Raw genomic sequence first — 21,879 nt, 5'->3', positions numbered from 1 at the left:
AACCTCAATAGGGTTGCTGATATGCAGAACGGCAAGGGCTAGGCTGGGATCGTGACCACCATCAACAGCACTCGAATCGGCGAATCCGGGCGCCTGGTCGTCTTCCTGCACGGCCTGTTCGGGCGAGGCAAGAACTTCACCCGCATCGCCAAGGACATCGAACCCGAATTCTCCAGCCTGCTGGTCGACCTGCCCAACCACGGCGAGTCCGAATGGACCGAGAACTTCGACTACGTCGAGCTCGCCGATACTGTGGCCGCCCATATCGCCGAGGCGGTCGACCCAGACGACCAACCTGTGCACCTGGTCGGGCATTCCCTGGGTGGAAAGGTCGCCATGGTGCTCGCCCTGCGTCACCCGGAACTCATCGACCGCCTCGTCGTCGTCGACATCGGCCCCAATGCCGGCGGGTCCACCGGAGTCTTCGACCATCTGCTCTCCAGCCTCGCCGCTCTCGACCTCGACCGGATCGAATCGCGCACCGACGCGGATGACGCGCTTCGGGACCCGATCCCCGAGGCTGCGATCAGGGGATTCCTGCTGCAGAACCTGCGCCCCACCTCGGCGGGGTATTCCTGGCAGCCCAACCTCGCGTTGCTGCATTCGAGCCTCGACATCATCGGGGGCTTCCCGGACATGGGCGGTGCCGTCTTCGACCATCGGGTTCTCTGGGTCGCCGGTGAGAAATCGGACTATGTCGACCGTGACGACCTGCCGCAGATGCGCAGTCTGTTCCCCCGCACCACCCTTCTCACCGTCAAAGGCTCGGGGCATTGGGTGCATTCGGAGAAACCGCGTGAGTTCGTCTCAGCACTGACGGCATTCCTCAGCCGGCCCTGAAAGGGAATATGCTGAACGCGCTCGACGTTGCCACAGCGAGCACAATTGGACTCAAACCCTCAGGAGGAATGCGTGAGCACTTCGATCCCGGCCGATCCCGCAGAGAAGTTCGCCGAATACGCGGACGGAACCCGACTGGTCAGTACCGATTGGGTGGCTGAGCATGCAGGCGATCCCGGACTCGTCATCGTCGAAAGCGACGAAGACGTGCTGCTCTACGAGACGGGGCATATTCCCGGAGCGGTCAAGGTCGATTGGCACACGGAACTCAACGACCCGGTCACCCGTGACTACGTCGACGGCGAAGGCTTCGCCGCACTCATGTCCGCCAAGGGAATCTCCCGCGATGACACCATCGTCGTCTACGGCGACAAGTCCAACTGGTGGGCTGCCTACGCGCTGTGGGTATTCACTCTCTTCGGCCACGAAGACGTCCGCCTCATGGACGGCGGTCGCGCCAAATGGCAGGCCGAGGGTCGCGAGATGACCACGGACAAGCCGCAGTCCGTACCCACCGAATACCCCGTCGTCGAACGTGACGATTCGGTCATCAGAGCCTTTCTTCCCGAGGTCCGCGACAGCCTCGGCGACCTGCCGCTCATCGACGTGCGCAGCCCGGAGGAATACACCGGCGAACGAACCCACATGCCCGCCTACCCGGAGGAAGGGGCACTGCGCGGCGGCCATATCCCCGGCGCGAAGTCGATGCCCTGGGGCAAGGCAGCAAACGAAGACGGCACCTTCAAGTCCGCCGCCGAACTCAAGGAGCTCTACACCGAGCAGGCAGGTCTGGGCACCAGCGATGAGGTCATCGCCTATTGCCGGATCGGCGAACGCTCCAGCCACACCTGGTTCGTCCTCAAACACCTCCTCGGATACGAGAACGTGCGCAACTACGACGGTTCCTGGACCGAATGGGGCAACGTCGTCGGTGTGCCGATCGTCACCGGAGCGGAGCCGGGAGAGGTGCCCGGACGCTGATGACCGAGACGACGACGCCTAAGACCGACGATCTGCCGGAGGCGCTGGCGGAGATCGTCACGGATTTCGCCGAAACCCCGTCCGACGACCGCCTCCAGGTGCTGCTGGAGTTTGCGACGGACCTTCCCGACCTGCCGGAGAAGTACACGGACCACCCAGAGCTGCTCGAGCCCGTTCCCGAATGCCAGTCGCCGATCTTCCTCGTCACCGAGGTGGCCGACCCCGAGGCGGGGGAGCGGGCGGAAGTGCGCCTGCACTTCTCCGCACCTCCGGAGGCGCCGACCACGCGGGGCTTCGCCGGGATCCTGCACGAAGGGCTCGACGGAGCCACCGCCGAGGCGATCCTGTCGGTTCCAGCCGACTTGCCCCTGCGGCTGTCGATGTCGGAGATCGTCAGCCCGCTGAGGCTGCGCGGAATGAGCGGAATGCTCTCGCGGATCCAGCGGCAGGTGTCCGAGAGGATCGGCAAGATCACAGCGGAGTGAGACCTCTCTCGCTTGGCTGAGGTGGTCCAGTGAGTTACAGTGTGGTTAGCCTGCCCTTAGTCACCTGACCGCCACCTCACTCAAAGGACCACCTCGATGACCGGTTCCGCCACCTCTGCCGAGGCGAAACCGCATACCGACACCAGTCATCCGACCGGTGGGAGACTGCGGATCAGAAGAGTGCTGGGACTAGTCGCAGCGATCACTGCGCTCATCGTTGTGATCGCAGCCTCCTTGGCGATCGGCGCCAGAGACATGCCGATCTCGGAGGTTCTCCGAGCCTTCTTCGCGCCCACCGGCAGCGACGATCAGCTCGTCGTCCTGGAACTGCGCCTGCCGCGGACCGTGCTCGGCATCCTCGTCGGCATGGGATTGGGCCTGGCCGGTGGTCTCATCCAAGCCCTGACGCGCAACCCCCTCGCCGATCCGGGCATCCTCGGTGTCAACGCGGGTGCGTCCCTGGCGATCACGATCGGCGTTGCTTTCTTCGGTATCTCCTCGATCACCGGGTACATCTGGTTCGCGTTCGCCGGCGCCCTCGTCGCCACTGTCGGCGTCTATGTCATCGGGTCCGCGGGCCGCAGTCGCACGGTCGATCCGATCCGCCTGACTCTGGCCGGAGTCGCCGCCGCTGCTGTGCTCACCGGACTGACCAAAGCGATCCTGCTGACCAACGAACGCGCCTTCGATGCCTTCCGATCCTGGGACGTCGGCGCGATCGCCGGCCGCGATTTCGATACGATCACCGCGATCCTGCCGTTCATGGTCATCGGCACCGTGCTCGCACTGGCGCTGTCCCATTCACTCAACGCCGTGGCCCTCGGCGACGATCTGGCTGCCAGCCTCGGCACCTCGGTCAACCGCACCCGAGTGCTCTCCATCCTCGCGGTGACCCTTCTTGCCGGAGCCGCTACGGCCGCTGCCGGACCGATCGGATTCATCGGCCTGATGATTCCGCACATCGCCCGATGGATTGTCGGTCCCGACCAGCGCTGGATCCTCGGCTACTCACTCGTTCTCTCACCCATTCTGCTCCTGGCCTCGGACGTCATCGGCAGAGTCGTGATGAAACCCGGCGAACTCCAAGTCGGAGTCGTCACCGCGTTCGTCGGTGCTCCGGTGCTCATCGCCCTTGTCCGTCGAAAGAAGGCGAGCGGCCTGTGAAGACCACCAACCTCGCGGTCACCGACCGCAGCCTCAATGCGCACCCGCATGCACTGCCGGGAGAGAAAGTCGACTTCGGTCGGCCCATGCTGCGCGTTTTCGGATTCCGCATCGACCTGCGGGTCGTCATCACCGCCGGAATCATCACGCTGATCGCGCTGGCCTGCGGCTTCGCCGGTCTCATGCTCGGCAAGTTCTCGCTGACGCCGACCGAAGTGTTCCAGGGCCTGTTCGGGGCCGCTGAGAAGCGCATCGTCAATACCGTCGTCGGGGAGTGGCGGGCACCGCGCATCATCGCCGGCATCGTCCTCGGCGCCGGACTCGGCGTCTCCGGAGCCGTGTTCCAATCGCTGACACGCAATCCTCTCGGTTCTCCGGACATCATCGGCTTCTCGACCGGTGCCTACACCGGCGGCATCGTCACGATCATCGTCTTCGGCACGAGCTTCGTCTCCACTGCAGCGGGTGCGATCATCGGCGGGCTCCTCACCGCCGTGGTCGTCTACCTGCTCACCTGGAAAGGCGGGGTCCAGGGCTTCCGGCTCATCATCGTGGGTATCGCACTGACGGCGATGCTCAACGCCTTCAACACCTGGCTGATCATGCGCGCCGATCTCGAGCTCGCCATGGCCGCTGCCACCTGGGGTGCCGGAACCCTGAATGGAATGGGCTGGTCGACGATCGCACCGGCGGCTGTGGCCACCATCGTCCTCGGCCTGGCCTGCGGACTCTTCTCCCGAGACCTCGGCACTCTGGAACTCGGCGACGATACGGCGAAAGCCCTGGGCGTACGCAACGAGCCCATCCGTGCCGTTCTCATCGTCATCGCCGTCGCCCTCGTCGCCGTGGTCACGGCCGCGGCCGGTCCGATTGCCTTCGTCGCCTTGGCTGCACCGCAGATCGGGCGGCGGATCGCGCGGGCACAGGGCACCAGCCTGCTGACCTCCGCGGCTGTCGGAGCACTGCTCCTCGTCGCCGCCGACCTCATCGCCCAGCATGCGTTCGGCGACATCCAACTGCCCGTCGGTGTGATCACCGTGAGCATCGGCGGCATCTACCTCATCTGGCTCCTCATCCAAGAAGCTCGGAAGGCATCATGAGCATTCCCAACCCCGCAGCCGCAGCCTCCCCGCTGATCGCCGAGGACCTCGACCTGGCCTATGACCAGCGCCAGATCGTCAGCGATCTCGACGTGAGCATTCCCGACGGAAAGTTCTCGATCATCGTCGGCCCCAACGCGTGCGGCAAATCAACCCTGCTGCGTGCCCTCGCGCGACTGCTCCCGCCGGCGAAGGGCACTGTGCTTCTCGACGGGAACAACATTGAGAAGATGAAGACGAAGAAGATCGCCCAGCGATTGGGTCTTCTCCCGCAGTCGTCCATCGCCCCGGACGGGATCACGGTCGCCGAGCTCGTCTCCCGCGGTCGCCACCCGCATCAGTCTTTCCTGCGCCAATGGACCGACGCCGATGAAGCAGCTGTGCTGTCGGCGCTGCGGGCGACGAACACCGAAGAGCTGTCCTCACGGCTCGTCGACGAGCTCTCCGGCGGTCAGCGCCAGCGCGTCTGGGTAGCTATGGTGCTCGCCCAGGAGACATCCCTCCTGCTGCTCGACGAACCGACGACCTTCCTCGACGTTGCCTACCAGATCGAGCTGCTCGACCTGTTCTCCCAGCTCAATCAGGAATACGGGCACACGTTGGTCGCCGTCCTCCACGACCTCAACCAGGCCTGCCGGTACGCCGACGAGATCATCGCCATGAAGGCCGGTGCCATCGTCGCTCAGGGGCCGCCGGAGGCGATCATTACAGCAGAACTCGTCAACGAGGTCTTCGGCATCGACTGCACAGTCATCGACGACCCGGTCACGGGTGCTCCGATGATCGTTGCGGGAGCACCGAAGAAGACCTTCGCTCAGCGCTGACGCCAGAGCATCGGAGATGGGGAAGGAACAGACGGCTGCCCGATCTTGCCGAGAGGGTTCGCAGGTGATGATGGACGTTGCCTCAGCTTATGTGGCAGTGGTGTCCTTTGTATCATCCTTCTTCACGAGTGCCTTGACTCCGAAGATCACGCCGACGACGATGCCTCCCCAGATCGCACCGAGGATGAGGGAGAAGAAGGTGTTGACGAGCCATCCTAGGAAGCCGCCGATGAGCGCGATCGCGGCGACGGGCTCTTCGAGGTGGTGGACGAAGCCGTAGAGGGCGTGGAAGCCGAGCTCATCGGTGCCGACGAGGATGATGTGGCCTCCGACCCACAGCATGGCGAAGGTGCCCACGACGGAGAGCAGTGCGAGCAGCTTCGGCATGGCCTCGACGAGAAACCGTCCGAACTTCTGTTGCCCGGGCGAATCCTTCTTCGCCATGTGCAGACCGATGTCATCCATCTTCACGATGAGTGCGACGACACCGTAGACGCCGACAGTGATCGCGACGCCGACGACGGCGAGGATGACGGCACGGCTGGTCAGGGACTCGGCGGCCACCTCGTTGAGGGCGATGACCATGATCTCGCAGCTGAGGACGAAATCGGTGGTGATGGCCGATCGCACGACTTTCTTCTCTGCCGCCTTGCTATCAGTCGTCTGCTCTGAGGCCGGGGTCTTCTTCTCGTGATGGGCGATCCACCCGAACTTCTCGAAGACCTTCTCGGCACCCTCATAGCAGAGGTAGGTGCCGCCGATCATGAGCAGTGGGGTGAGGAGCCAAGGCAGAAACTGGCTGAGCAGCAGAATGACCGGGAGGATGATGACGAGCTTGTTGAACAGCGATCCCAAAGCGATGCGCTGGATGATCGGAAGCTCGCGTTTGGGGTCCACTCCTTCGACGAACTTCGGCGTCACCGCGGCATCGTCGATGACGACGCCCGCGGCTTTGGCACTGGCACGTGACGCACCTGCGGCGACGTCGTCGAGGCTGGCGGCCGAGAGTTTGACGAGCGCGGCGACGTCGTCAAGGAGTGCGATCAGACCCCCGGCCATCTAACGACTGCCCAGCTTGAGCGTGGGGCCAGGCGGCTGACGATGAAGATCACCGAGGTGATTGTCCGCAGCATCGAAGAGCTGCAGTCGGTCGCCGTCGGGTTCGACCCTCCTGGCTTTAGGAACCCAGGTGACCATTCCGGGAGCGGCCTTGAGCGTCATGAGCGATGATTTGATCATCAAACCTTCGGGCTCGGCCGACCATGAGGTCACAAGGCTGTTGGCGCCGTCGCTGCCGCGTAGTGAGCCGTCCTCGGAGAACTCCAGGAAGGCCCGCTCGTTCGTCTCGGCCGTCCAGCGGCCGATGAGTTCCTGTGTCATTTGTCTTCCTTCTCCAGTCCGCCGATGACTTTCCCGTTGCTGTCCTTGACCTTCATGACATCGCCTTCGATAGTCGCCGTTGAGGCTTTGCTCAGCCAGGTGTCGACGCCGGCGCATGCCTTCTGGGTCGACATGAATGAGTCGATGGCGATCTCGTCGCCTTTGACCTTCCAGCTGGTGACGATCGCGTTGCAGCCGTCAGAGCCTTTGAGTGAGCCGTCGTCAGCGAATTCGAGGAACGGGTCGCCCTTCTCCGGTGAGGTCCACTTTCCGGTGGGATCGAGCTTGGAAGCGTCGTCGCTGGGAGACGTGGTTTCGCTGGACTCGGTGGGGGAGGGAGAGCTGGGATTTCGTGGGTCGTTGCCGGTGTCACAGGCTGCCAGCGGCAGAGTGAGAGCAAGGGCCGCGAGTCCGAGCGCGAGCCTCGAGGCGGGTCTTACGGCGGCTGAGGGGCGAAGCTTTGTGTGGTTCGGCATGTCCCTGATCATAACGGCACCGTTTTCGAGCGACCTGGAAGAACACAGGACAGCTTGTGTAGTCCGACTTCTGTAAGTTGTGTTCACCCGCGACATTGATGGTTCTTGCATTGCGTCGTGATCAAACCGTAACCTTTCACACGGTTGGAAATCTGACACCGGAAGCATGAACCGCCGAGTCGCGGCGAAGCCTGTTGACGGGGTCGGGCAATCGAAGCATCGACAACGATCAAGGGAATCAACCTTATGCAGAAGAAACTCGTGCAGAGTTCACTGGCGATCAGCGCCGCTGCGGCGCTGAGCCTGAGCGGCGCGCTCGTCGCCTCACCGGCGATGGCTGACAACGCCCCGCAGAAGCTGGACCTCCAGAGTGAAGCTCACGTCCAGAAGGCACTTTCCGGTATCGAAGGAGTCAACGCCTACGGCACAGACGGCGGCGAGCTCAGCATCGGCGTTGCCAAGAAGACCGACGAGATCAAGAAGCTCGAAGAGAAGTACCAGAACATCAAGGTCACCGAGGGCGTCAAGGAACTGAAGCCCTACGCGAAGAATGATCTCGTCGGCGGTGCCGGCTACCTGGTCAAGGCCGGCGAGAGCGGCGGAGCCTGCTCGACCGGCTTCTCCGGCTGGGATGGAGACGGCAAGCCCGTCGTCCTGACCGCCGGTCACTGCTCGAAGATCATCAACGAGCAGACCAATGAGTTCGACGGCGACACCACTGTCGATCAGACCGAGAAGCCCTCGATCTCCGAGGCCAACGGCGGCGAAGGCTTCCAGGCCTCCGGCAACGGCGTTATCGGCAAGTGGGGCTTCCACAACTTCGGCGGCGACCTCCTCGAAGGCGCCGACCAGAACAAGTGGCCTGAGCCCAGCGAGTCCGACATCGATTTCGCAGTCATCAATGTCGACGAGTCGAAGTACAACGTCAAGAACGGCATCACCGACTGGTCCACCGCCGATTCGGACGATCTGGCCAAGTCGACCACCGAGATCACCGAGGTCGGTGCGCACAAGGACGGCGCGATCAGCAAGTCCGGTCGTACCACCGGTAAGACCGACGGCGAAGTTCTGCCCCGGTCGGAGTACGACTTCGACTACCAGAACGTCGGCGGCCGTTGGGTCCATGGCTTCGGCGTGACCGCTCCGATCGACAAGCCCTTCTCGCAGCCGGGCGACTCCGGTGGCGGCGTCTACCAGGGCAGCACTGCTGTCGGTGTCATCTCCGGTGGCGGCGATCTCGATGCGAACACCTCGTTCACCTGGGTTGCCGACCTGGATCACTCGCTCGAGGAATCCGGCACTGACTTCAACCTCGAGAAGCCGGGCGAGGAGACCCCTGAGGCACCTGCCGCTCCGAAGGCCGAAGATCAGACCATCGAGCCCGAAGGCAAGGTCAAGGGCAAGGCCGAGGCCGGCGCGGAGGTCGAGGTCAAGTGGAAAGCCGCTGAAGGTGCCCAGGCTGCCGAGAACGGTTCTGAGACCGTTACGGCCGACAAAGATGGAAACTTCTCCGTCGAAGGTCCCAAGGCTGAAGGCGACTACAACTACACTGCGACCGCGATCGTCGACGGACAGAAGTCCAAGACGACCGACTTCGACGTGACCGTTGAGAAGGACGAGTCCGAGACCCCTGCTCCCGTCGAGCGTGAGATCAGCGTTGACCCCGAGCAGATCGCCGCGTCCGACTTCGTGAAGGAAGACAAGGGCGTGACGATCACGGTCAAGGGCTTCGAAGAGGGCGAGAAGGTGACCCTCGAGGTTGCCAATGGACCCGAAGGCGTCGAAGGCATCGAGCTGGATGAGACCGCGAACGAGAATGGCGCTGCCGCCTTCTCGATCTACGGAACTAGCGCCGAGAATCCCGAGGCCTACCTCGGCAAGTACGATGTCGAGGTCACGGGTGCCAACGACACCGAGGACGAGTCGGCACTGACCGGTTCGTTCGAAGTTGTCGCTGACGAAGACGGCTCCGGTGGCGGATCCGGCGGCGATGACGACGGAAATGACGATGACGGAAACGGTGACGGAGGCTCTGATCTGCCTCGCACCGGTGCCGAGCTGACCGGCCTCGCTGCCGGAGCCGGACTGCTCCTCGTGGGCGGAACCGCGGTTGTTCTGACCATGCGTCGCAAGAACAACAACTGAGTGCAGTGATACTGACCGTCTGACGGTCGGTTGAAAGCTCATTGACGATGCCCTCGGTCTTCTGACCGGGGGCATCGTCTATTCATGGCCGGCGTGCACTGTCGGTTGGACGCAAGGCGCATTGTACGTCTCCTGCTGTTTCGTTCATTAAGTTCACAGGTTTGAACCTACTTTTTTGGTAGTCCATGAGTGCGGCCCGTAATCTTATCGTGACTTAGGTCATCAACTTGTGACATTGATCCCTCAGAACAGAGAGACAACAACTTATGCAGAAGAAACTCGTACAGAGTTCGCTGGCGCTCACAGCGGCAACGGCGCTCGGCCTGGGCGGAGCGTTCGCTGCTTCTCCGGCCGTCGCTGACAACGGTCCGCAGAAGCTGAATGTGCAGAGCGAAGCGGCTGTGCAGAAGACTCTGGACAAGGCGTCCGGTGTCAATGCATACGGCGCCAAGAACGGCAAGCTCACCATCGGTGTTGAAAAGGCCGACAAGACAACCAAGACGCTTGAGCAGGATTTCTCGAACGTCAAGGTCGTTGAGGGAGTCAAAGAGCTGAAGGCCTATGCCGGCAACGACTTGGTCGGCGGTGCAGGTTATCTCGTCAAAGCCGGCGAGAGCGGCGGAGCCTGCTCAACCGGATTCTCTGGTTGGGATGCTGATGGAAAGCCGATCGTGCTCACCGCTGGTCACTGCGCGAAGATCATCAACGAGCAGAGCGGGGAATTCGAAGGCGACACGACGGTCGACGAGACCGAACAGCCTTCCACTGCTCCTGCGGTCGGTGGAGACGGATTCAAGCAGACCGGACTCGGTGTCATCGGCAGCTGGGGTTACCACAAGTTCGGCGGCGAGCTGGTTCCTCCGGGCTCAAGCGCTCAGCCCAAGGACGACGATATCGATTTCGCGGTCATCAACGTTGATGGTTCGAAGTACAACGTCAAGACAGGTGTGACTGACTGGTCGACCGCCGGCGACGACGATCTGGCTGCGAAGCTCGCTACCGATATCACCAAGGTCGGCGCTCACAGCGAAGGTACCGTTCAGAAAGCCGGCCGAACCACCGGACTGACTGAGAACGAGACGTGGACTGCCTACAACGAGCAGTTCGACTTCGTCAATGTCAGCGGACGCTTCGTCCACGGTTTCGGTGTCAAGGCACCGTCCGGTAAGCCGTTCTCCGCACCCGGCGATTCCGGTGGCGGCGTCTTCCAGGGAGACACTGCAGTCGGCGTCATCTCCGGTGGCGGTCCTGCAGAGGACGAGAACGGTCAGGAGATCGACTTCAGCTGGGTAGCCGACCTCGACTACTCGCTCGAGAAGTCCGGACAGTCGATCTCGTTCACTGATCCTAACGAAGAGCCTCCGGGTGATGACGAGGCAGAAGCTGACGCTTCGGCTGCTGCCGACGGCACGGATGCAGATGCATCCGCCGCCGCGGACGGTAAGGACGCGGACGCCTCCGCTGCCGCCGAGGGCGACGACGCAAACGCTTCTGATAGCGCTGATGCAGATGCCAAGGAAGCTGACGCTTCGTCCGCTGCAGAAGGCGACGACGCTGAAGCTTCGGCTGATGCAGACGGCAAGGAAGCAGACGCTTCCGCTGCCGCCGATGGTGACAACGCCGATGCTTCCGCTGCCGCCGATGGTGACAACGCCGATGCTTCCGCTGCCGCAGACGGCAAGGATGACAAGGCCGATTCCGATTCCGACGCTGACGGTGACGAGAAGCCTGAAGCTCCCAAGGTCGGAGACCAGACCGTCGCTGAAGGCGGAAAGATCACTGGCAAGGCTGCTCCGAACGCTGACGTCAAGCTGACCTGGAAGCCGGCTGGCGATGCCCAGGCGGGGTCCGCTCAGGCTCAGGCCGCACCGGCTGAGGGCAGCGTCACGGTCAAGACCGATGCTGACGGAAACTTCTCCACCGAGGCTCCTGCTGAAGCTGGCGAATACTCCTACTCCGCCACGGTCACAGCTAACGGTCAGACCTCGGAAGCCACTAACTTCACGGTGACTGTCCAGGCTGCAGAGGCCGAGCGCAAGCTGACCATCGAACCGAAGGAGATCGCTGCTTCGGACTTCGTGAAGGAAGACAAGGGCGTTCAGATCACCGCTGAAGGCTTCGAAGAGGGCGAGAACGTCACCCTCGAAGTTGTTGCTGGTCCTGAAAACGTCGAGGGCATCACCCTCGAAGAGACCGCTAACGCTGACGGAGTCGTCGGATTCTCGATCTACGGCACCAGCGCCTCGAACCCCGAGGCTTACCTCGGTAAGTACGACCTCGAGGTCACCGGCGCAAACGACACCGAAGACGAAGAAGCCCTCACCGGCTCCTTCCAGGTTGTTGCCGACGAAGACGGGAACGGCGGCGGCGACGATGGTGACGACAATGGCAACGATGATGGAAACGGTGACGGCGGCGGATCTGATCTGCCTCGCACCGGTGCCGAGCTGACCGGCCTGGCCGCCGGAGCCGGACTGCTCCTCGTCGGTGGAGCCGCTGTTGTTCTGACCATGCGTCGCAAGAAGAACAACTGAAACACACTCTGACAGTCAATCGTTGACCGAGTGAGAGAAAGTGCCCCTGGTCATCAGACCAGGGGCACTTTCATGTCATCGGACGATATCGATCCGGCCACGCTCGCTGTGGACGAGCCAGAACATGCCGGTCTCCTCGCTGATGAAATGGCCGTCCGCAATCCGTTGGCGTACTTCTTCTTCCGACCAGCCAGACCGCCTGGCGTGGAAAGGGAACTCTTCCGTGGTGTAGAAATCAATAAGATGATCATCGTCGCAGCCATGTGGATCGACCCGGGTCAGCTTCACACTCATGCGCTTAGGCTAATCGGTGAGCGCTCACAGGAACTCAATGCAGAGATGAAAGCGCCAAGATGCGACCGACAAAGGAGCTTAGGCATGAGCCTTGAAGACGATCCATTCGACTACCAGGTCACCAAAGCCGGCATTCTCCTCATTCGCCGAGGCGGCCGCACCGTCATGGAACTCGGCGGAAAGAAGGCTGCCGCGCTCATCCCCAAGCTCGGCCGAGATGACGACACCGACCAGCAGCTGTTGGCACGGGCGACTGGAAACTATCGCCACGGCAACGAACGACAGTCTGGTCGGCATTGAATCTGGCTGGGCGTTCGTTCAGTTGTTGGTACTGTATGTGATATGAGTCAATCGACCGTCAGTGAGTTCTCACAGGCCACCGGAGTCACCCGTCAAGGCGATCACAGCTTCACCGCCGAACTCGACGCCGGCTGGAAAGTCGCCGGGGCGATCAACGGAGGTTACCTCCTCGGAGTCGCCGGACAATCCCTGCGGGCCGTCAACCCGAACACCCCGGACCCCCTCGTCATCTCCACCTTCTATCTCGGACCGAGCAGAGAAGGTCCGGTCGACATCACCACGCGCACACTGCGCGAAGGTAGATCGACGGCGAGCTACGGCATCGAACTCTCCCAGAACGGGGCACCGACGATCTCGGCGATGGCCACTATGGGCAACCTCGGCGAGCTTCCCGACGATGTCGGCACGACAGCCACGCCGCCCCAGCTGCCCCCTCCGGAAGAGTGCGTCGGTGTCGCCGAAGCCAGCGAGGACTTCACGAAGGCGGCGCCGCTCATCGAACGGTTCGATATGCGCCTCGACCCGGCCACCGCAGGATTCGCGGTCGGCAAACCCAGCGGTCGCGGAGTGCTGCAAGGTTGGATTCGGTTCATCGACGGGACCGACCCGGACCCCCTGTCATTGCTGACTTTCCTCGACTCGTTTCCGCCGGTGATGTTCGACCTCGGTGGCTTCAACTGGGCGCCGACGATGGAACTGACCGCACATGTCCGCGCCCTGCCCGCCCCCGGCTGGATCAGCGCGCGACTGTCCACTCGGAACATCGCCGGCGGAATGTTCGAAGAGGACTGCGAACTATGGGACTCGACCGGTCGCCTCGTCGCTCAGTCGCGGCAGTTGGCGCGCCAGCCCCGCGGTTGACGCGACGATGACGGCGGATAACCGACGATGACGCTTTCGACTTGTCATGTCGGTGGGGTGCTCTAGAGTCGGGTCAATACCTATCCGACTGCGAAAGGACCGCGCTCATGGCGTCGCTGGCATCTTTGAGCATCACTTTCGACTGCCTCGATGTGGAAGCCCAATCGATCTTTTGGGCGGATCTCCTCGGTGCCGACATCGATCCCGGCGCCAACGAGTTCGTTGCGAGCATCGGGGGAGTCCACAACAGCGAGTCACCGACCCCGGGAATGCTCTTCCTCAAAGTCGACGAACGCGCAGAGGGGAAGAACCCGCTGCACATCGACCTCGACGATCCGCACTATCCGGCGGACGTCGACCGCGCAGTCTCCTTGGGCGCACATAAGCTCGCGTCTTTCGATGAATATGGGATCGAATGGACGACTCTGAAAGATCCCGAAGGAAATCTCTTCGACGTCGGTCGGCGAAAACTAGACTGAGCCTCACCCGCCTGGTTCGAACATCAGGCCGTCTGCATGATCAGAGAGGCTCAGCATGAACCTGCCATTGACCGATCCGAGCAACGCCCCGAACGAACGTCGCGGGCTCGAAGAATTCGTCGACTACTTCCGGCAGGTGGTCAGACGCAAGGTCGACGGGCTGACGCCCGAGCAGCTCAACCACACCGTGGCCTCATCGTCTCTGACGATCGGCGGCATCCTCCGCCATCTCACACTCGTCGAGGAGAGCTGGTTCGCCGAAGTCCTGCAGGGCAGAGAACTGGGGGAGCCGTGGTCGAGCGTCGACTGGAACAGCGACCGCGATTGGGATTTCGAGTCGGCGTCAGGGATGACCGCGGACGAGCTCCTGGATGACCACGAGCAGGCCTGTCAGAAGTCCCGTGAAATCCTCGCCGAGGTGGTCGACCTCGACACACTCACCGCACGAGGAGATCGTGACGGAGAGAAGTTCAACGTCCGATGGATCCTCATCCATCTCATCGAAGAGTACGCACGGCACGCAGGTCATGCGGACATCCTGCGCGAAGACATCGACGGTGAGATCGGCGACTGAGTCGCGACTCATCTTCACGCGGTGGATCAAATAGGCTGGAAGGTATGACGAACTCCCCGCCGACCGATACCGACACTGCGCCGAAGAGATCCAAAGCGCTCCTCCCGCTCGACCTGATCCGGGGCTTCCTCATCGGCAGCGCCGAACTCGTGCCCGGGGTCTCCGGCGGAACCATCGCCTTGGTCACCGGAGTGTACGACCAGCTCATCGACTCCGCATCTCACGTCGTTTCGGCCGCGAAGACCCTCGTGACGGGACCGAACCGTGCCGCGGGGGCACTGGCGGAACTGCGGCGCACCGACTGGTTCCTCGTCATCCCTGTTCTGTTGGGCATGGGCGCGGCAGTGTTCACCATCGCCGGTGTCATGGAAGGCTTCGTCACCAGCAACCCCGAACTCTCCCGGGGTCTGTTCTTCGGTCTTGTCGCCGCCAGCATAGCGGTGCCGTTGAGGATGTTGCCGGCCCGTTCCTTACGGCAGCCGGTGCTCCTCGGCGTTCTGGCGTTCATCGTCGCCGCTGTTCTTGCATTCTGGATGACGAGTCTGGCAGGTGGGGCAGACGTGGAGAATCCACCGCTCATCGCCGTCTTCTTCGTCGCCTCGATCGCCATCTGCGCACTCGTCGTTCCAGGAGTGTCCGGATCGTTCTTCCTGCTGGCAGTGGGCATGTACTCGACCACGCTGCGGGCCGTCGACTCGCGCGATTTCGGGTACCTCGGAATATTCATGCTCGGCGCGATCCTCGGCCTGGCGGTCTTCGTCAACATCCTCAAATACTTCCTGCACAATCACCGGTGGTGGACCCTCATCGTCATGGCAGGTCTGATGTTCGGTTCCCTCCGCGCGCTCTGGCCGTGGCAGTCACCTGCGGAGGTGGGCGCCGACGGCGAACAACACGGAGCGGGCGGCCTGCTGGCCCCCGTCGATCCGGTACTCGGTCCGATTTTACTTGCGGTCCTCGGCGCGGCCGTCGTCGTCATCCTCATCATCGTCGAGGCGAAATTTGCGTCCGCGAAGGATGAGGCTGATGGAGCCGATTCCACCACAGTGTGAACGCAAGAGAGTTTGTACAAATTTCTCTCAAGATCCATTCAGAATACGATCAGCGCCCACTAGGGTAAGAGAGTTGGATCACTTTCACCCTCTTTGACCAGTTCTCTGGAGACTCATGCGTCTGCGCCCCCTGACCTCGTCCACACTGGCCCTCGCTCTCATCGTCACCGCCCCCGCGGCCGCCTCCGCGACCGGCCTCGGCGGTGCCGATGCCCCTGCCGACTCTCAGGCGGCGACGACCGGAGAACTGACTCTGTTGGCGACTACCGACGTTCACGGCAACGTGCTCAACTGGGACTACTTCGCGAACAAGCCCTACCCGGCCGGGGAGGAGCTGGGTATATCCCGGGCCTCGACTCTCATCAAGGGTGTGCGCGAGGACAAAGGTGCCGATTCCGTGCTACTCGTCGACAACGGTGACACGATCCAAGGCAATCCATTGGCCTACTACTTCGCTAAACAGGAGCCGATCACGACGAGTGGCCAAACTCACCCTCTGGCCAAGACCTTTAACCACCTGGGATACGACGCACAGGTCGTCGGCAACCACGAATTCAACTATGGCCTCGATCTGCTGGCCACCTATCGCGACCAGGTCGACTTTCCTCTGCTCGGAGCCAATGTCGTCGACGATGCCGACGGACAGACCCATTTGGACCCGTATGCGATGGTCGACAAGCAGGTCGATGGTGAGACGATCACCGTCGGTGTTCTCGGCGTGACCACTCCCGGCAGCCGCATCTGGGACAAGAACAACCTGTCCGGGAAGGTGCACTTCGACGATCCAGTCGAGACGGCACAGAAGTACGTGCCCGAGATGAAACAGCAGGGCGCAGACGTCATCGTCGTACTGTCTCACTCTGGCAAGGATCCTAAGGGACAGAGCTGGGATCCGGACCAGCTGCAGGAGAACGTCAGCACCTCGGTAGCGAAAGTGCCCGGAGTTGATGTCCTCGTCGCCGGCCATACTCATCAGAACGAACCCAGTCAGGTCGTGACCCGTGACGACGGCACCCAGGTGCTCATCACCCAACCGAACTATTGGGCACGGTCGGTATCTGAGGTGGGACTGCCGATCAACCTTGACACCCACCACGTGGACTGGGGCGAGACCGCGCCGCACGCAGACGCTCTTGCCACACAAGGGGAGGTCGCTGAGGACCAGGAGGTCAAAGACCTCGTCGATGAGCAGCACCAGGCCACGATCGACTACGTGAACACGAAGATCGGATCGGTCACCGAAACACTATCGGCGAAGACCTCCTACTATGAAGACTCGGCAATTCTCGACTTCATCTCCCACGTCCAGACCGAGACGGTTGAAGAAGGGCTGAAGGGAACGGACTATGCCGAACTTCCCGTGATCTCGCAGGCATCACCCTTCAGCCGCACCGCAGAGTTCCCGGCCGGCGACATCACGATCCGCGATGTGGCTGGACTCTACGTCTACGACAACACTCTTGCCGGTGTCGAGATCAACGGTGCTCAACTGCGCGACTACCTCGAATTCTCGGCACGCTATTTCAAACAGACCGAGGACGGCGCCGAGTTCGACCCGGTCGACGGCACGAACGCGATCGACGAAGTCTCAGAATCTCCGATCCCGGACTACAACTACGATGCTCTGGCCGGAATCGACTACGACATCAATGTCTCCAAACCGACCGGGGAGAGGATCGAGAACCTCACGCAGTCTGACGGCAGCGAAATCGGAGACGATGACCGGTTCATTCTCGCCATCAACAACTATCGCCAGTCCGGTGGAGGCGGCTATCCCGTCGACGGGCTCAAAGAGGTCTACAACGAACAGGTCGAGGTGCGTCAGGCACTCATCGACTGGGCAGAGGAGAAGCAGATCGTCGACCCCGCCGACTTCTTCGACGAGAACTGGCAAGTCGTGACCAGCAGCCGTGCACCAGGCGGAGACGATGATGGTTCCAATGGCGCCGAGGATTCCGACAGCTCCGGCGAAGCCACTGCCGAGGCAGGCGCGAATGCGTCTGCCGGTGGCGAGTCCGATTCCGGTGGGGCCTCCGACTGCGCGGGTTCCGGGAGTTCCGGAAGCTCTGATGGAGAGGACAACGTCGGAGGAGCACCAGCCGAGGACGATGATTCGACGAACGGCGCCTCCGACGGTGGCGCAATGGACGGCAACTCTGATGGTGCCGAAGCAGATGACTCGGCTGCCGGCGCCGGCGGCGGAGCCAATCTGCCGCGGACAGGCCTCGAGGTTGCCACAAGCATCGGCATCGCTGCCGCGATAATCGCTCTCGGTGGTGCTTTGGTGGTCGTCTCACGTCGCCGTCGTCGCTGAGCGGCTGTCGGCCACCGGTGGGAGTCACGGTCCGAGAGGCGGTCGAATGACCGCTCCGCGTTCATCAGGTTCCCCTCGGCGCAGTCTCACGTAGAGTGAGAGTGACAGTAGTCAGCTCTGAAGAAGGAGAGAGACAAGCATGGCCAACACAGCATTTCAGGGATCTCCGGTCAAGACCGTCGGCGAACTGCCCGCTAAGGGCGAACAGGCCCCGGCATTCAGCCTCGTCGGCGCCGACCTCGGTGATGTGAACTCACAGGACAATTCGGGCAAGCGCGTCGTGCTCAACATCTTCCCCAGCCTCGATACGGGAGTCTGCGCCGCCTCGGTGCGCAAGTTCAACGAACTTGCCTCCGGCCTGGAGAACACCACCGTCCTCTGCGTGTCCAACGACCTTCCGTTCGCCCAGGCTCGCTTCTGCGGCGCCGAAGGCATCGAGAACGTCGTGACGGCATCGGGGTTCCGCAGCTCGTTCGGCAAGGATTTCGGTGTGACCATGGTCGACGGTCCGCTCGCTGGTCTGCTTGCCCGGTCCGTCGTCGTCCTCGACGAGAAGGGCACTGTGACGTACACGCAGCTCGTTGACGAGATCACCACCGAACCCGACTACGATTCGGCAATCGAAGCTCTGGGAGCCTGATCTTCTCTCCGCGGGCCGATGGCAGACCCGCGAAGTACGAACCGGGCGGGACGCACACGCGTCCCGCCCGGTTGTTCTATATCAGCAGCGTGCCGGTCGAAGTGGTTCGGAGCGCCGGCTGCTGACGAGGAGCAATTGGCTAAGTGCTCACATATCGACGACTGTGATCGGCAGGGCATAGTCGACGCCGGCGAGTTCTCCACCGCTCGTGGCGATGCCGGGGATCATATCCTTCGGCGCCGGATGATCGCCGAGGGCGTCCAAATAGACCTTGTGTGCCTCAAGCGATCGCACACCACGGTCGACGTGCTCCGCGGTAAGCGCCACGGCGTGAGTGGGCTGGGCGCCATTGATGAGCAGCCGATCTGCCTTCCACGTTTCAAGTCCCTCATCCTTGAGATCGGTGAAGACCCAGGGATTGTCCGCATCGCGAATTGCGTCGACGGTGGCAACTCCGGCATGGCGGTGGTCGACATGATTGAGCCCCCACTGCATTTGGAGGTCGAAGGTGGTCACGACAACCGCATTCGGGCGGAACGCGCGGATCTTCCGCGCGATTGCCCGACGCAGCTCGTGCGTGGGTTCCAGCAGACCATCCGGGAAGTCGAGGATCTCCAGATCGTCGACGCCGACGATATTGCATGCCCGACGCTGTTCCTCGGCTCGTAGCGGTGCCACTTCCTCCGGGCTCATGTCCCGGATTCCTGCTTCTCCTCGGGTGAGCAGAAGATAGGCGATTTCTTTGCCCTCATCGGTCCATTTCGACACGGCTGCCGAACCCCCGTATTCCATATCGTCAGGGTGGGCGACCACGCAGAGCACTCGGTTGATAGCGGAGTCATCGAAAAGCGGGATCTCAGTCATGAGTCCAGGCTAGGCGGCAGTTGATGCTTGCGCCAGAGACCGGGGACGACCAGATGATTGGGTACGATGTGGAGGACCTCCCGATCGAGTGAAGGCAGACGATGATGAACAGACCACTCGTAGCGGTGACGCTGGCCTTGGGGCTGACTCTCAGTGGATGTTCGGCATTCCGGGTCAGCAGCTCCGAAGATGCAGGATCCAAGCCAGCGAATGTGGGAATCGGCGACGGACAGTCACATTCGCCGACGGCAACCGGCCCGACGATTCCCGACGGGATGAGCGAGACCACTGTCGACCTGGGTGGGCAATGCCCCGTCGAAGTCAGATTGGCCTTGGGCGCCGATTGGGCGGATGGGTCCGGCTACGACGGCTATCGGCTCTACGAAGCCGAATCAGGCGCGATCATCACTGTCAACTGCATCGATGACGACGAATCGTCTCCTCAAGAATTGGTGGGCAAGGCGCGGGAGAGAATGTTCAGCACCTCGGGGTCGTCCAAGACCAGTGAGTCCACCGGATCACTCAGCGGTGGAGAGTACTGGGTCTTCCACGGTGCACTGGCACCCGATGACATGCGAGCTGTCGACAAAGAGCACTCAGTGATCTTCGGTGCCGTTGCCGGAATATCCGTCGATGGCAGGCTTTTCAAGGTCAGCGTCGACATGCTCGCGCAAGCCGATGACACCGAGGCTCAAGAACAGTTCCGACAGATTCTGCCGACGGTTCGCTTTGGCGATCAGGTGCTCAAAGCCCCAGACCTGCGCTGAGGCTGCCGACTGTCAGACATGCGTTTGAGCAGTTCTCGGGCCGCTATCCTTCCGGCCCTGGTCGCGCCGACCGTGGAACTGGCGGATCCGTAGCCGACGAGGAACAGCCGCGGATCGTCTTTGACCGCGACCTCGGTTTCCATGGAGATTCCGCCATCCGGTGTGCGCAGGCGCAGCGGCGCAAGGTGTTTGAGTGCTGCTCGGAACCCGGTGTTCCAGAAGATCACGTCGACCTCTTCGACACGGGGTTCGTCGAACGGCGCCCATGATTCGGGCACTGCCAGGTAGTCGCTGGCCGAAGGGCCCAAGCCTTCCGACGTGGCCGGAAGCTCGGTGTCGCCGAGTCCGGGGAAGTGAACGCCGTGGGGAAGGATGCGGTCGAACATGCCTCGAGATACCAGAACTCCCGAGTCGATTCCGTCCCGGAACTCTCTGCGGATCGGCAGGCCAGTCGTGCGGACAACGCTGGCTGGGGCTAGACCGGACAGAGTTCGTTCGCGAACGGCTCGTTCGACCTCAAGTCCCCATCGGCCGTCGAATTCCCTGGACGTGAAGTTCGGGGGACGGCGTGTGGCCCAAAGAGTGTCGGTCACTTCGGCGAGTTCGAGGAGAAACTGCGTGGCGGAGATTCCGCCGCCGACGACGAGCGTGCGCAGTCCCCGGAAGTCCTCGACGTCACGGAAGTTCACGGTATGCAGCTGGTGGCCCTCGAACTCCGCGATGCCGGGGACGAAGGGGACGTAAGGCTGGGTCCACGTGCCGGTTGCGTTGATGAGGTAGTTGCTGGAAAGCGTCACGTGTTCACCGTCGATGGTGGCGGTGATGGTGAACCGTCCCTGTCCGGGTCCTTCGGAACGGACGGTGTCCACTTCAGCCGGGCGGATGACGCAGAGTTCGAGTTCGCGTTCGAAGCGGGAGTAATAGTCAGACACGACTTCCGAGGCGGGGATGTTCGGGTCGGGACGTCCGAGAGGAAACCCAGGCAGGTCGGAGATGTGGTTGGTGGTGCCCAGGGTCAACGAGTCCCACCGTTCTCGCCAGGCACCACCGGGGCCGTCTCCGGCATCGAGAATGATGAAGTCTTTGCCCGGTGCGAGGCCGTCGCGCCACAGGTAATGTGCTGCGGACAGTCCGGCCTGGCCCGCACCGATGATGACGATAGGCCAATGAGAGTCGATCAGGAGCTCGTTGATTCGGCACACCATGGGGCCATTGTTTCAGGTTTCTCTCGTCAAGGGCTCACTGATCATGGCCGACCGATGACTGAGCCTTTCCGAATGAGAATGTCACGGCGTCATCGGACAGATTGGGCACAATCCGGCCCGCGGGGATTTGAGTAGCAGTCTTCGTCGACAAGGTAGCGGTGGTAGCGGTAGACCTCAATGCCGATGTCGTTGCTGGCGACGTGAGCGAATCCGTCGATAGGGAGCCAGGGCCCGCCGTCGACCGAGAATTCTCCGCTGAATGTCGCGGTCATCGACGCCGATACTGTGCCGGATTCTTGGTATTCGTGTCCGATCTGGGGTGTGCCGCCGGGCAGGGGCTTCGCCCCCTTCGCAGTAGTGGTCGTGCCCGAGCCGTCTCCGAAGTCCCAGTTGAATCGTTCTGGCGTGACTTTTACCTTGACTGCGTAGGTCAGCAGGGTCATGTCGATATAGCTGACGTCGCTATCCGTCCAGAAGGCGGCCGGTTTGCCGACGACGGCCCAATCCTTCGGCCAGGCGTAGATCGTGGGAGCCGGTATGTCGAAATTCTGGAACTGCGATTCCGGGATGTGCGTCGGGGGAGCGGGCCTGTCTCTTATA

The 21,879-nt window shown here is 62.2% G+C and carries 22 protein-coding genes and 1 pseudogene; 16 read left to right on the top strand and 7 right to left on the bottom strand.

Annotation, left to right across the window (positions count from 1 at the left end; translation table 11 throughout):
* Window positions 1-51: 51 nt before the first annotated feature.
* The 6 genes from D3I60_RS08385 (at window position 52) to D3I60_RS08360 (ending at window position 5,394) form a co-directional block, all read left to right on the top strand.
* Window positions 52-840 (top strand): alpha/beta fold hydrolase, encoded by a 789-nt coding sequence (locus D3I60_RS08385; protein ID WP_262775680.1) that lies wholly within the window; start codon window positions 52-54, stop codon window positions 838-840.
* A gap of 72 nt (window positions 841-912) precedes the next feature.
* On the top strand, window positions 913-1,821 hold the full coding sequence (locus D3I60_RS08380) for a sulfurtransferase (protein ID WP_262775679.1): 909 nt from the start codon (window positions 913-915) through the stop codon (window positions 1,819-1,821).
* Window positions 1,821-2,306, top strand: coding sequence for a SufE family protein (locus D3I60_RS08375; protein ID WP_262775678.1), 486 nt, complete (start codon window positions 1,821-1,823; stop codon window positions 2,304-2,306). The genes D3I60_RS08380 and D3I60_RS08375 overlap by 1 nt, the downstream gene beginning before the upstream one ends.
* A gap of 96 nt (window positions 2,307-2,402) precedes the next feature.
* Entirely contained in the window at window positions 2,403-3,470 is a 1,068-nt protein-coding gene (locus D3I60_RS08370; RefSeq protein WP_262775677.1) for an iron chelate uptake ABC transporter family permease subunit, read from the top strand.
* Between the two features lie 86 nt (window positions 3,471-3,556).
* Complete coding sequence (locus D3I60_RS08365; RefSeq protein WP_139467407.1) at window positions 3,557-4,570, top strand: FecCD family ABC transporter permease; 1,014 nt, start codon at window positions 3,557-3,559, stop codon at window positions 4,568-4,570.
* Window positions 4,567-5,394 (top strand): ABC transporter ATP-binding protein, encoded by an 828-nt coding sequence (locus tag D3I60_RS08360; RefSeq protein WP_262775675.1) that lies wholly within the window; start codon window positions 4,567-4,569, stop codon window positions 5,392-5,394. Before D3I60_RS08365 ends, D3I60_RS08360 begins: the two co-directional genes overlap by 4 nt.
* 87 nt (window positions 5,395-5,481) lie before the next feature.
* Here the strand turns inward: D3I60_RS08360 and D3I60_RS08355 are convergent, their stop codons facing one another.
* Genes D3I60_RS08355 through D3I60_RS08345 form a run of 3 tightly spaced genes read right to left on the bottom strand, consistent with a single transcriptional unit; the run spans window position 5,482 to window position 7,250 of the window.
* On the bottom strand, window positions 5,482-6,453 hold the full coding sequence (locus D3I60_RS08355) for a DUF808 domain-containing protein (protein WP_262775674.1): 972 nt from the start codon (window positions 6,451-6,453) through the stop codon (window positions 5,482-5,484).
* Window positions 6,454-6,774 carry an META domain-containing protein gene (locus tag D3I60_RS08350; RefSeq protein WP_262775673.1) on the bottom strand — a complete coding sequence of 107 codons (321 nt, stop codon included), beginning with the start codon at window positions 6,772-6,774 and terminating at the stop codon, window positions 6,454-6,456. It lies immediately after the preceding gene.
* Window positions 6,771-7,250, bottom strand: a complete 480-nt coding sequence (locus tag D3I60_RS08345; RefSeq protein WP_262775672.1) for an META domain-containing protein — start codon at window positions 7,248-7,250, stop codon at window positions 6,771-6,773. The genes D3I60_RS08350 and D3I60_RS08345 overlap by 4 nt, the downstream gene beginning before the upstream one ends.
* Window positions 7,251-7,496: 246 nt before the next feature.
* Here D3I60_RS08345 and D3I60_RS08340 point away from each other — a divergent pair, with 246 nt between their 5' ends.
* On the top strand, window positions 7,497-9,395 hold the full coding sequence (locus tag D3I60_RS08340; protein ID WP_262775671.1) for a S1 family peptidase: 1,899 nt from the start codon (window positions 7,497-7,499) through the stop codon (window positions 9,393-9,395).
* A gap of 266 nt (window positions 9,396-9,661) precedes the next feature.
* A complete protein-coding gene (locus D3I60_RS08335) occupies window positions 9,662-11,929 on the top strand; it encodes a S1 family peptidase (protein WP_262775670.1) in 2,268 nt (755 codons plus the stop codon).
* Between the two features lie 75 nt (window positions 11,930-12,004).
* Here the strand turns inward: D3I60_RS08335 and D3I60_RS08330 are convergent, their stop codons facing one another.
* Window positions 12,005-12,223, bottom strand: coding sequence for a hypothetical protein (locus D3I60_RS08330; RefSeq protein WP_262775669.1), 219 nt, complete (start codon window positions 12,221-12,223; stop codon window positions 12,005-12,007).
* Between the two features lie 84 nt (window positions 12,224-12,307).
* Here D3I60_RS08330 and D3I60_RS08325 point away from each other — a divergent pair, with 84 nt between their 5' ends.
* The 7 genes from D3I60_RS08325 (at window position 12,308) to tpx (ending at window position 18,443) form a co-directional block, all read left to right on the top strand.
* Entirely contained in the window at window positions 12,308-12,523 is a 216-nt protein-coding gene (locus D3I60_RS08325) for a hypothetical protein (protein WP_262775668.1), read from the top strand.
* A 42-nt stretch (window positions 12,524-12,565) separates the two neighbouring features.
* Window positions 12,566-13,384, top strand: a complete 819-nt coding sequence (locus tag D3I60_RS08320) for a thioesterase family protein (RefSeq protein ID WP_262775667.1) — start codon at window positions 12,566-12,568, stop codon at window positions 13,382-13,384.
* 107 nt (window positions 13,385-13,491) lie between these two features.
* Entirely contained in the window at window positions 13,492-13,863 is a 372-nt protein-coding gene (locus D3I60_RS08315; protein ID WP_262775666.1) for a VOC family protein, read from the top strand.
* Window positions 13,864-13,918: 55 nt separating this feature from the next.
* Window positions 13,919-14,437: a DinB family protein gene (locus tag D3I60_RS08310; protein ID WP_262775665.1), complete on the top strand. Its 519-nt coding sequence runs from the start codon at window positions 13,919-13,921 to the stop codon at window positions 14,435-14,437.
* Window positions 14,438-14,481: 44 nt separating this feature from the next.
* Window positions 14,482-15,489, top strand: a complete 1,008-nt coding sequence (locus tag D3I60_RS08305; protein ID WP_262775664.1) for a DUF368 domain-containing protein — start codon at window positions 14,482-14,484, stop codon at window positions 15,487-15,489.
* 115 nt (window positions 15,490-15,604) lie between these two features.
* Window positions 15,605-17,803 carry a bifunctional metallophosphatase/5'-nucleotidase gene (locus D3I60_RS08300; RefSeq protein ID WP_262775663.1) on the top strand — a complete coding sequence of 733 codons (2,199 nt, stop codon included), beginning with the start codon at window positions 15,605-15,607 and terminating at the stop codon, window positions 17,801-17,803.
* Between the two features lie 139 nt (window positions 17,804-17,942).
* Window positions 17,943-18,443 (top strand): thiol peroxidase, encoded by a 501-nt coding sequence (gene tpx / locus D3I60_RS08295; protein ID WP_262775662.1) that lies wholly within the window; start codon window positions 17,943-17,945, stop codon window positions 18,441-18,443.
* Between the two features lie 147 nt (window positions 18,444-18,590).
* Here the strand turns inward: tpx and D3I60_RS08290 are convergent, their stop codons facing one another.
* Window positions 18,591-19,307, bottom strand: a complete 717-nt coding sequence (locus D3I60_RS08290) for a PIG-L deacetylase family protein (RefSeq protein WP_262775661.1) — start codon at window positions 19,305-19,307, stop codon at window positions 18,591-18,593.
* A gap of 104 nt (window positions 19,308-19,411) precedes the next feature.
* On the opposite strand from D3I60_RS08290, the gene D3I60_RS08285 reads away from it, so the two are divergent.
* Window positions 19,412-20,074: a hypothetical protein gene (locus tag D3I60_RS08285; RefSeq protein ID WP_262775660.1), complete on the top strand. Its 663-nt coding sequence runs from the start codon at window positions 19,412-19,414 to the stop codon at window positions 20,072-20,074.
* Here D3I60_RS08285 and D3I60_RS08280 read toward each other — a convergent pair.
* Together D3I60_RS08280 and D3I60_RS08275 are read right to left on the bottom strand one after the other, a co-directional pair.
* Window positions 20,044-21,279: an NAD(P)/FAD-dependent oxidoreductase gene (locus tag D3I60_RS08280; protein WP_262775659.1), complete on the bottom strand. Its 1,236-nt coding sequence runs from the start codon at window positions 21,277-21,279 to the stop codon at window positions 20,044-20,046. The genes D3I60_RS08285 and D3I60_RS08280 overlap by 31 nt on opposite strands.
* Before the next feature lie 89 nt (window positions 21,280-21,368).
* A pseudogene (locus D3I60_RS08275) lies at window positions 21,369-21,879 on the bottom strand (hypothetical protein); the annotation flags it as partial.

The organism is Brevibacterium permense (genome assembly GCF_025506275.1).
Classification (GTDB): domain Bacteria; phylum Actinomycetota; class Actinomycetes; order Actinomycetales; family Brevibacteriaceae; genus Brevibacterium; species Brevibacterium permense_A.
This window is presented reverse-complemented; position numbering and strand designations above follow the sequence as displayed.

Coding starts and splice junctions, on each gene's coding strand:
- D3I60_RS08375 (WP_262775678.1), top strand. CDS start 1,821: ATGACCGAGACGACGACGCCTAAGACCGACGATCTGCCGGAGGCGCTG.
- D3I60_RS08370 (WP_262775677.1), top strand. CDS start 2,403: ATGACCGGTTCCGCCACCTCTGCCGAGGCGAAACCGCATACCGACACC.
- D3I60_RS08365 (WP_139467407.1), top strand. CDS start 3,557: ATGCTGCGCGTTTTCGGATTCCGCATCGACCTGCGGGTCGTCATCACC.
- D3I60_RS08360 (WP_262775675.1), top strand. CDS start 4,567: ATGAGCATTCCCAACCCCGCAGCCGCAGCCTCCCCGCTGATCGCCGAG.
- D3I60_RS08355 (WP_262775674.1), bottom strand. CDS start 6,453: ATGGCCGGGGGTCTGATCGCACTCCTTGACGACGTCGCCGCGCTCGTC.
- D3I60_RS08350 (WP_262775673.1), bottom strand. CDS start 6,774: ATGACACAGGAACTCATCGGCCGCTGGACGGCCGAGACGAACGAGCGG.
- D3I60_RS08345 (WP_262775672.1), bottom strand. CDS start 7,250: ATGCCGAACCACACAAAGCTTCGCCCCTCAGCCGCCGTAAGACCCGCC.
- D3I60_RS08340 (WP_262775671.1), top strand. CDS start 7,497: ATGCAGAAGAAACTCGTGCAGAGTTCACTGGCGATCAGCGCCGCTGCG.
- D3I60_RS08335 (WP_262775670.1), top strand. CDS start 9,662: ATGCAGAAGAAACTCGTACAGAGTTCGCTGGCGCTCACAGCGGCAACG.
- D3I60_RS08330 (WP_262775669.1), bottom strand. CDS start 12,223: ATGAGTGTGAAGCTGACCCGGGTCGATCCACATGGCTGCGACGATGAT.
- D3I60_RS08325 (WP_262775668.1), top strand. CDS start 12,308: ATGAGCCTTGAAGACGATCCATTCGACTACCAGGTCACCAAAGCCGGC.
- D3I60_RS08320 (WP_262775667.1), top strand. CDS start 12,566: ATGAGTCAATCGACCGTCAGTGAGTTCTCACAGGCCACCGGAGTCACC.
- D3I60_RS08315 (WP_262775666.1), top strand. CDS start 13,492: ATGGCGTCGCTGGCATCTTTGAGCATCACTTTCGACTGCCTCGATGTG.
- D3I60_RS08310 (WP_262775665.1), top strand. CDS start 13,919: ATGAACCTGCCATTGACCGATCCGAGCAACGCCCCGAACGAACGTCGC.
- D3I60_RS08305 (WP_262775664.1), top strand. CDS start 14,482: ATGACGAACTCCCCGCCGACCGATACCGACACTGCGCCGAAGAGATCC.
- D3I60_RS08300 (WP_262775663.1), top strand. CDS start 15,605: ATGCGTCTGCGCCCCCTGACCTCGTCCACACTGGCCCTCGCTCTCATC.
- tpx (WP_262775662.1), top strand. CDS start 17,943: ATGGCCAACACAGCATTTCAGGGATCTCCGGTCAAGACCGTCGGCGAA.
- D3I60_RS08290 (WP_262775661.1), bottom strand. CDS start 19,307: ATGACTGAGATCCCGCTTTTCGATGACTCCGCTATCAACCGAGTGCTC.
- D3I60_RS08285 (WP_262775660.1), top strand. CDS start 19,412: ATGAACAGACCACTCGTAGCGGTGACGCTGGCCTTGGGGCTGACTCTC.
- D3I60_RS08280 (WP_262775659.1), bottom strand. CDS start 21,279: ATGGTGTGCCGAATCAACGAGCTCCTGATCGACTCTCATTGGCCTATC.